6 protein-coding genes and 1 pseudogene are annotated in these 10087 nt (G+C 54.1%); 5 read left to right on the forward strand and 2 right to left on the reverse strand.

The features are described 5' to 3' along the window. Positions 1 to 98: 98 nt before the first annotated feature. The 5 genes from ATY27_RS05530 (at position 99) to ATY27_RS05550 (ending at position 9084) form a co-directional block, all read left to right on the forward strand. Complete coding sequence (locus ATY27_RS05530; protein ID WP_208930800.1) at positions 99 to 1706, forward strand: amidohydrolase family protein; 1608 nt, start codon at positions 99 to 101, stop codon at positions 1704 to 1706. Between the two features lie 186 nt (positions 1707 to 1892). Continuing rightward, positions 1893 to 3035: a metallophosphoesterase gene (locus ATY27_RS05535; protein ID WP_208930799.1), complete on the forward strand. Its 1143-nt coding sequence runs from the start codon at positions 1893 to 1895 to the stop codon at positions 3033 to 3035. 177 nt (positions 3036 to 3212) lie between these two features. Beyond that, positions 3213 to 5930 (forward strand): TonB-dependent receptor, encoded by a 2718-nt coding sequence (locus tag ATY27_RS05540; RefSeq protein WP_208930798.1) that lies wholly within the window; start codon positions 3213 to 3215, stop codon positions 5928 to 5930. 78 nt (positions 5931 to 6008) lie between these two features. Beyond that, entirely contained in the window at positions 6009 to 8132 is a 2124-nt protein-coding gene (locus ATY27_RS05545; RefSeq protein ID WP_208930797.1) for a winged helix-turn-helix domain-containing protein, read from the forward strand. A gap of 106 nt (positions 8133 to 8238) precedes the next feature. Further along, positions 8239 to 9084 carry an EamA family transporter gene (locus tag ATY27_RS05550; protein ID WP_208930796.1) on the forward strand — a complete coding sequence of 282 codons (846 nt, stop codon included), beginning with the start codon at positions 8239 to 8241 and terminating at the stop codon, positions 9082 to 9084. Positions 9085 to 9484: 400 nt separating this feature from the next. Here ATY27_RS05550 and ATY27_RS05555 read toward each other — a convergent pair whose 3' ends face one another. Together ATY27_RS05555 and ATY27_RS05560 are read right to left on the reverse strand one after the other, a co-directional pair. Continuing rightward, positions 9485 to 9889, reverse strand: coding sequence for a hypothetical protein (locus ATY27_RS05555; protein ID WP_208930795.1), 405 nt, complete (start codon positions 9887 to 9889; stop codon positions 9485 to 9487). After that, positions 9886 to 10087: pseudogene (locus ATY27_RS05560) on the reverse strand (hypothetical protein); the annotation flags it as partial. The pseudogene ATY27_RS05560 and the gene ATY27_RS05555, both read right to left, overlap by 4 nt.

Here is a 10087-nt window from a genome sequence, read left to right on the forward strand (position 1 = left end):
ACGCCGCAAATGCAGGAGCAAATTGTGGCGATGCGATAAAAACAAAGAAAAACAACAAGGATTAGCAAAAGCTGATCCACACAATACCGGGAACCGCCATGCAGATCCAATCACCGTTGCAACGTTTGTTGCGCACCGCAGTTATTTGCTCACTGAGTATCGTCGCTGTTGCGGCCAGTGCTGCCAGCACCGAACGCACGCCATCCGCCCCTGCCGCCGATCAAGGCGAAGGCCCTTATACCCGGCTGATTTTACGCGGCGGCACTTATATCAGTGGTGAAGGCGCACCGCCGGTAGGCCCTGTTGATATTGTCATTGAAAATGACCGCATCAGCGAAATCACCGCCGTCGGCAATCCGGGTGTGCCGGTACTGCCGGAAGGCCGGCCCAAAGCCAAAGCCGGTGATAAAGAAATGGACGTCAGCGGCATGTATATTCTGCCCGGCTTTATCGATATGCACGGTCATATCGGTGGCTCCGCCAAGGGCACGCCGGCCGAATACGTGTTTAAGTTATGGCTGGCGCATGGCATCACCACAGTGCGTGAACCGGGCAGCTTTAATGGCCTCGACTGGACGCTGAAACATGCCAAAGCATCAAATGAACATAAGATTGTTGCGCCACGCATCGTGCCTTATGTCGGTTTTGGTCAGGGTTTAAGCAAGCCGGTGTTCAGCCCGCAACAGGCGCGGGAATGGGTGCAAAACATTAAAAAAGCCGGTGCGGCCGGCATTAAATTTTTTGGTGCCACGCCAGCCATTATGGCCGCTGCACTGGATGAAGCGAAAAAACAGCAACTTGGCACCATGATGCACCATGCCCAGCTGAACGTACTGCGGATGAATGCGCTCGACAGCGCCCGCCTCGGTCTGACGTCAATGGAACATTGGTACGGCTTGCCGGAAGCGCTGTTCACTAATCAGGTGGTGCAGAACTACAAAGCTGATTACAACTACCAGAACGAACAGGACCGCTTCGGCGAAGCTGGCAAACTCTGGCAACAAGCCGCAGCACCAGGCTCGGACAAATGGAACGCGGTGCGGGATGAACTGATTAGCCTCAATTTCACCATCAACCCAACACTGACGATTTATGAGGCCACCCGCAATGCCGAAGCCCAGCGTAATGCGCCCTGGCACGCCGAGTACACCATGCCAGTGCTGAGCGAGTTTTTTAAACCAAATCGTTATGCGCATGGCTCTTTCTGGTTTAACTGGACCACAGATCAGGAGATCGCCTGGCGGGAAAACTACCGGATCTGGATGCAGTTCTTAAACGACTACAAAAACCATGGCGGCCGTGTCACGGCAGGTTCTGACGCCGGTTATATCTACAAAATTTATGGTTTTGCTTATATTCAGGAACTGGAACTGCTGCGCGAAGCTGGTTTTAACCCGCTGGAAGTGATCCAGGCCGCGACGCTGAACGGCGCCATGGCGCTCGGTCTGGAAAAAGACCTCGGTAGCCTGGTGCCAGGCAAAAAAGCCGACATGGTGATAGTTGCCGAAAACCCGTTGGCCAACTTCAAAGTGTTGTACGGTAACGGCCATTATCAACTCAATGATAAGAACCAACCTGAGCGCACCAAAGGCGTGCGTTACACCATTAAAGACGGTGTAGTGTACGATGCCCAGCAGCTACTCAGCGATGTGCGTAAGATGGTCAGCACGGCCAAAACCAGCCCGGCGACTGATGAAAAACACTAGCTAAAACCTGCCTGCAACGGCCTTCGGTTTCACGCCGAAGGCTAGCCCCGCGCCACAAAACCCGCAGTTTTGCCGACAAAGCCACACAACAGAGATTAAAAGAGACAAAACCGAGCTGAAGCAGAGTCCGGCGCGTTGGTGCTTTGGCCAGGCTTTGGCATGCTGAACTTTTTTCAGGAGCTTCAGATGCACAGCTATTTATCCGCTTATTACTTGTCCGGTGTCTTGGTGTTGGCCGGCCTTGCCCACGCTTGTTTGGCCAACGAAAATCAGTCCGGTCCGGCGCAAGTCAGTTTAAATCCGGTCTTATCGGACGGGCCTTATCTCAGCCACCAAGATGCCAATACCCTCAAAGCGCAGTGGGTCTGTGCGGGCAAAGTGATTGAGCAACCACAGGCACTGACCAAAGCAGTCGCACCGCGTTGTGGCTACGACAAACCGATCCGGGTACAGAATGCCGTTGCCAGCGGCTGGCAATTTCAGACCAAGCGCTGGGCCGCCATCAGTGATATCCATGGCCAATACGATCTGATGATCCGCTTGCTGCAGGCTGCCAACATCATCGACGCCGATCGAAACTGGCAATTCGGTCGCAATCAGCTGGTAATTGTCGGGGATGTGATGGATCGCGGCAATCAAGTGACTTCCGCCCTGTGGCTGCTGTACGACCTGCAGCAACAAGCCGCGCGCGCCGGTGGTGCCGTGCATCTGTTGCCCGGCAATCACGAGACGATGGTGCTCAGAGGCGATTTACGTTACGTGCATCCGGACTACCAGCAAGTGGCTGAAAAACTACACACCACTTTACCGGCGCTTTATGGCGAACACAGCGTGTTAGGCGCCTGGTTACGTCAGTTGCCGCTGTTTGTGCGGATCAATGACATGTTATTTGTTCATGGCGGTATTTCCGCTGAATTTGCCGCGCTTCAGGCTGATAATCAGACCGACACCCATACACTACAACACCAGTTTCAACAGAGCTGGGGCCGCAGTAAAACCGAGCTGGCGTTGCAACCGCAGCAGCAACTGTTACAAGGCTCTGCCGGACCGCTGTGGTATCGCGGTTATTTTGCCAAAGACAACCCGGTTGACCGGTCCGTGCTGCAACAGCAGTTAAAACGCTTTGGCGCTGAGCAGATAGTCGTCGGTCACACCAGCATGCAAGACGTTTATAGTCACCACGGCGGCCTGGTGTATTCGGTCGACAGTAGTATCAAAAAAGGCAAAAACGGTGCTGTGCTGCATTATATCGACGGTCGCTATCTGAGATCGGGTCTGGATGGTCAGTTAACCCCGGTCATGCCAGCCCCGGCGAAAGAGAAAGATTAGAATCTAAATTACTGTTTTTAAAAGAATAGATATTAATAGAGATAAAACGGGCACAGAAACGAGCTGGGCTCCATTGTGTTGAAACCGGCAGCGCTGAAGATGAGATCGCAGTCTCCCTGCAGCGAACAATAACAAAGCACGGGCCTGAACCGCCCTTCACTTTCCGGGAACAACAAGATGAAACATCAGACAAGTTATCTGGCGCTGGCACTCACCAGCGCGTTTGCCCTCCCTGCTCAGGCGCAGGTCGCAGCAACCAACAAAGCAGCGGCGACAACCGAGCGCATTGAAGTCACCGGCTCCCGCATCAAGCGCACCGATTTAGCCGGCGCGTCACCGGTGACAGTGATTAGCGCAGAAGATATCGCCTTATCCGGTTTTGCCAACGTTGAAGAGATTTTACAAGCCGGCATCGGCAATGCCGGTCGCTCGGTCGAAGGCAATGAATCGAGCTGGACCCAGGGCGCCAATACCATCAACTTGCGCGGCATGGGCGAAAACCGCACGCTGGTGCTGGTTAATGGCAAACGCGTGCCGCAATTTCCGACCGCGACCGGCGGTACCACCAACTTTGTTGATACTTCAACGTTCCCAAGCAGCGCCGTTGAGCGAATTGAGATCCTGACCGGCGGCGCGTCGGCCATTTATGGCTCAGACGCCGTCGGTGGCGTGGTCAACATTATTCTGAAAAAGGACTATCAGGGCACCCGGTTGAATCTGCGCCATGAAAACCCACAACACGGCGGCCGCGATAAAAGCAAACTGGCGCTGACCACCGGCTTTGACAGCAAATTCGGCCAAACGGTGCTGGTCGTTGATTACAGCAAAGATGAAATGTTGCGCGGCGGTGACCGCACACTGACCTCAGGCCTTGGCCCCGACAACACCGACACCTACAGCACTACCACCGCCTATATCCGCGATCGCTCCAAAGTGTTTCACAAAGACGAATATGTGATGGCGAATCAACAGCAGTGTCAGCAACTGTTTGGGGACTATGGCGTCTGGCTGGAAAATGAAAGCCGTTATAAATGCCGCTACAACACCAACCGCGATGAAGGCATGCAAACCGCGAAGGATGACTGGAACCTGATCCTGAACCAACACGGTGAACTCAATGACCAGTGGGCCTTTAATGCGTTACTGCAATACGGCGATAAAACCACCGACCGCGGTAACGCGCAAAAAAGCATCAGCCCGACCATTTTTATGGACCGCAATAATCCGGGTCGTTACAGCTATAACGCCGCCGATTTTGCCGCCAGCCGGGAATTCAGACTCTATCGCCGGCTGGATGATTATGGCCAGCAACGCGATTACACCGGCAAACAAAAAAACCTGACTTCAAGCCTGGGGGTGACCGGACAGCTTGGCGATTATGAGCTGGAACTGAGCTGGGCTTATGGCAAAAGCGATTATACCCGTCAGGGCCGCAATCAGATGAAAGCTGACCAGCTGCTGAAACTGATTAGCTTTAATCCGGCGGACGCTACCAATCCGGCCAAATGGTATCCGATGAACCCACTGACCGCCGCACAACGAGACCAGCTGTATGGCGAAACACTGACGGACGCAGGCTCCGGGCTGAACCAATACAGCGCGGTACTGACCGGTGACTGGTTTGATTTACCGGCAGGTCCGGTGCAATTTGCCGCCTCGGCCGAATGGGCGAAAGAGTGGTACTTTGACTTCAAAGACGCCGATACATTAAGCGGGAATTTATTGGGCCAGGGCGGCACCCAGGGCGAAGGCGGCCGTAAACGCTACGCCGCAGCCGGCGAACTGGCACTGCCTATTTTCGGCGCTGATGCGGCCACAGGCCAGCTCGATGCCAGTCTGGCCTTGCGCTACGACCGCTACGACGACAAATCTGATGTCGGTGGCGCCACGACGCCGCAACTGGGTCTGACCTGGCGGCCCCACAGCGATATTTTATTACGCCTGAGCGCCGGCCGTAGTTTCCGCGCACCAGACTTGCACCGGATGTACGCCGGCCTTAGCCGTTCTTTTGCTGAAACCACATTAAAACTGGACCCGAATCATCCGGTAGGTTTGTCTGACAGCTATGAATCGATCAGTGCCGGCAATATTGCCCTGACCGAAGAAAAAGGCCATTTTGTCAATTTAGGTCTGGTCGCCAATCTGACGGACGATACCAGCCTGACGCTGGATCTCTGGCGCATCAGTTTAGATGGCGCCGTGTACAGTGAAAGCGCCAGCCGGATCCTGGCCAACCCGAGCTACAACCAAACAGCAGGCTTTAAAAGTTGTAATGACCTGCCGGGCATTGGCTACATCATGCAACAGCCGTCGGGCCAGACTTATCAGGACTTGCTGTGCGTGCGCCGCGGTACGATCAACAGCGCCTATGAAGCATCGCAGGGTATTGATGTTGAGCTGAGTTTCCAGCAGGATCTGGCCGGTTTTGGCAAATTAAAACTGACGCCCAAAGCCAGCTACCTGCTGAAAAAGGAATACCAGGCCTATGCTGGTGGCGAACGTGTCGAGGAAACCCGCGACAACTATCTGCCCGCCTGGAAAGCTGAAATGTCGGCGCGCTGGTCACTGCAGGACCTCAGCGTCAATCTGAGCTGGTACTACCTCGGCACGGCAGAGGGCTGGAATAACTGGGTGCAAAAAGACGCGGCGGGCAAAGAAGTGCAGACCCAGGTCTGGAGCAAACTGGCGGCCTATCAGCGCGTCAATCTGAATGCCAGTTATGACTTTGATCAATATGGTGAAGTGACGCTCGGCATCAACAACCTGGCCGACCAGATGCCGCCGCTGTATCCGGTCGGCCACCCGAACCGCAATGTGTACCCGTATTTTGAAGAAGATGCCGGCTATAACACTGTTGGGCGGGTGTTCTACCTGGGTTATGAATACAAGTTCTAATTGCCGCCGGCGGGACATAGCGATGTCCCGCCTTTTCCGTTAGCATACCTTTATCCAATAAGTCTGATGTTATTCCCTGTGTCTGCTGAAACCCCATTTTCCCTTGCTGATCTTCATGTGGTGCCTTTGACGCTGACGTTGTCACAAGGGACGACAAGCCTGCAGATCCAGCAAAAACCGATGGAAGTACTGTGTTATCTGGCCAGCCAGTACCCGGCGCTGGTGACGCGGGAACAGCTGATCGACGCCGTCTGGGACGGTAATGTTTATGTCGGCGAAAAAGCACTGACCAATACCATCTGGCAATTGCGCCAGGCACTGACGCCCTTTGGGCAGGCTGACCTGATTGCTACAGTGCGGAAAAAGGGCTACCGGTTACAACTGGCTCCGGTGGCGATGCCGTTAGCAGCGCAGATCCCCGGCGCTGACCACTCACCGGCTGTAACAGTCGCAACGCCTCCCACAACCTCCCCGGGCAAGACCACTTGGCTGCGCCGGTCTGGTTGGCACTGGTCTGGTTGGCTCATGGCCCTGGTCATTCTGTGTTGCTCACTACTTTACTGGCGCTGGCCAGCCGCTGCGACAGGCCTTAGCCAGATCACCCGCCAGCAAGGCTGGGCGATGTTTCCTACGGTGACGCCGGATGGGCGTTATCTGGTCTACAGCTGGCAGCAATTTGGCCAACCGGCTGATTTGTTCCTGCGGGATTTACAACAACCGGAAGACGCACCGCGACAACTGACTTTTACGCCATTGGACGAGCTGAGACCTGTGATCAGCAACGACGGCCAGACGCTGTATTATTCCAGCAAATCGCCGTTGGACGGACGTTGCCTGATCCACCAGTTATCGCTGCAAACGTTGCAGGAGCACACGCTGCAAACCTGCGGCCGCCATGGTGATATCTATCTCGACCTGTCAGCAGACAATCGTTATCTGTATTTTAACGGCAGCCGCGACGCACAGGGCCGCAGCTGGTACCGGCTGGATTTACAGCAGAAAAACCCACAGGCAGAAGCTATGCCGTGCCATGACAATTGCGAGCAGCGGGTCCGCGATATTGCCGTGCAACCGGACGGGCCTTATATCGCGCTGACCCGCCGCGCCAACCGCCTGTCGGAAGAAGTGTTTTTATATGACCAGCACACCGGTCGCGAACGGCAGTTAACCTCCGGTCAGTCGGATATTCGCGGTTTGGCCTGGTCACCCGATGGCCGTCAGCTGATTTACAGCACTGAGAATAACGGCCGTAGCCTGGGTTTTGTGCTGGATATCCATAGCGGTAAACAAAGCGCAATCGCGGTGGATGATATGAGCTTTGTCAGCCGGGTCACTGCGGACGGCCAGCTGTATTTTCACCGGGACAGCTCGGTGCCGCAGTTAGGTTATGTGCCGCTGCACACCGCCAGTGCCGTGTTCCCGCTCAGTGCCGGCGAATTGAGTTATCAGGCGCCTGATTTTCATCAGGGCCGGGAACAGCTGGTCTACTTAAGTAACGAAAATGGCCACAGCGAACTGTGGCTGGCCGACCGGCAATTGCTGCAAAAACAACAGCTGACCCGGCTCAATGGCGTGATCAAATATCCGCGCTGGTCGCATCGCGGCGACAAGGTACTGTTTGTTTCACGTAGCGCCAGTTCGCTGCACGACCGGCTGACCATTCTTGATGTCGCCACCGGTCAGCTGAGCTTTCCGGATACCGGAATTCAGGTGCATGGCCGGCCGAGCTGGACAGCCGATGACAAGGCCGTGTTATTGCCGGTACAAGGCAAACTGACCCGGTTCGATTTGCATAACGGCCACAAAGAAGTCATGACGCAAGGCAGTGGTAATTACGCGCAAATGCCGGATGAACAAGGTTTTTATTATACCAAAGGCCGCGGCCAGGGTATTTGGTGGCAGGCGCTGCAACAAGGCAAACCTGCCAGCGCGCCGCTGCAAATCATCAGCGGTGATGCTTTCAGTGAAAGCTACAGCTGGCTGGCGACACCAACGCAGATTTTTTATCTGCAGGCGGTCAAAGACGGTGTGGAAGTCTGGGTCAAACAACTGACCAGTCAACAACCACGGCGTCTGGTGGTGTTGCCGGCCGGCCAAACCGATTTGGCTGCCAATCTGGCCTTTGACGCCACCGAGAACCGGCTGATCCTGCAATACAGCCCGGTGCCTAAAATTGATATCTGGCAGTGGCAACTCGACTGAGTTCCACACATCGATACTGCGCATGACCAGCCGAAAAGCGCCGGCTTGGTCTGTCGCGTAAACTGCAGTATGCTGCGCCGGTTTTACCAAGCTACGGACATATGGCATGCACTTACTCTGGCTGGTCACAGCGATCTGGGCCTTTAGTTTTTCGTTAATCGGTGAATTTCTCGCCGCGACGGTCGATCCGTATTTAGCCGTCAGCAGCCGGATGTTGCTGGCGCTGTTGTTATTCAGTCCGTTTTTATTGAAATACCGCACCGCCACCACTCAGGCGCTGCAGCTCGCTGGCATCGGCGCCGTGCAGCTTGGTCTGATGTACCTGCTGCTCTATCACAGCTTTTTGTATCTTTCGGTGGCGGAAGTGTTGTTATTCACCATTCTGACGCCGGTGTATATCTCAGTGCTGGATTATTACTGGCGCTATAAAAAACTGCATTGGCGCTGGTTGGGCCCGGCGCTGCTCGCCGTTGCTGGCGCGTTGGTGATGCGTTATCAGCAGCTCAGCAACGATTTCTGGCTCGGGCTTTTACTGATCCAGGGCGCCAATTTGTGTTTTGCCTTTGGCCAGGTCGCTTACCGGCGGTTAGCTTTAGGTTCAGTCGGTACGCAAAAACATCAGTTCGGCTGGTTTTTTGTCGGCGCGACTGTCGTCAGCCTGACTGCCACCGCACTGTTCGCCAACTGGCAACGCCTGCCGGAGACAAAGCTGGAAATTGGCATTTTGCTGTGGCTGGGTCTGGTTGCTTCCGGCCTGGGTTATTGGCTGTGGAACGCCGGCGCAAGGCAAGTCAGTGCCAATCAGCTTGCGGTGATGAACAATGTGCTCATTCCGGCCGGTCTGCTGGTGAATTTTGCCTTCTGGCAACACGCGGTCAACTGGTGCACATTGGCCGCAGGTTCGCTGCTGATTTTGTTGAGTTTGTACTGGGCTATGCGCCAGCGTGACTGACCATCAGCGGTGTGTTAAACACCAAACAGGCAGCGTAGATACCAGCCAGCAAAGCGCCTGTTTAGTAGAAAACCAACTCCGCCATCACTGCGTTCGCGGATCCCGCACTGACTCTTGACCGCTCATCCCGCGACTGCAGATGTTGGCTTTGTTCGCGTTTGGAGATCGGTGCTTTGAGCGATAAGCAGCTGTTTAGATCAGGCGCTCTCGAAAAAACGAATCTCTGCTTTGCCTTAATTGCAGACCTTCGGATTTTCGTTGGCTATGTTGGCGCTGCAGCAAAATGACAGCCCTGCTGGCGAGCACTGATCAGTTCTACTGGAAATGACTGATCGGGCTGCTGGGGATTTTGCGCGGTTTTGGGGATGAAAAAAGGACACCGGTTTATGGGTGTCCTGAATTACTTTCGATGGGTTGTGCACTCCTTAGGGATTAAAGCCATATTTGATGAAAGGACAGCAATTTCTTCATATTTATCTTCGTGCATCACATTAAATGGTAACCCGCTAATTGAAATAGCATAGTCTCTGTCTTTTTTGAACTTGTGGTACTTTTCAATACCTTGGTAAATCCAGAATTTCTTCTCGAAAGGCTTGAAATGAAGTTCACCGGGTTTCATAGAAAACCTATGACTATTCAAATGACTGGACATTCCATCAACAACCTTTCCGGGAGTTGATGCTGCTTCAATAAATTTTTCCATATCCCACACTACGAAGCTTGATGGATTTATGTTTTCATCGCTAATTGCCTGATTTTCATCAATACGCCTGACGGATCCCCAGAAATAACCTAACCATATCATCCGCTCACTTTCCTGACATTGGTCCAATCAAAAAGACCCGCCCATTCAAGCAGTTGCCTGACTGCCGCCTGGATTTCCTCACCGCTGATACCGACTCTGGCTAATCGGCACAACCGTTTACCCAGATAATTGAACGACAACACTCTGCGATGTTTCAGCGAATTCGCCTGGAACGACCGATGCTTGCCGGCGAGTTCT

This window comes from Rheinheimera sp. F8 (assembly GCF_001518915.1).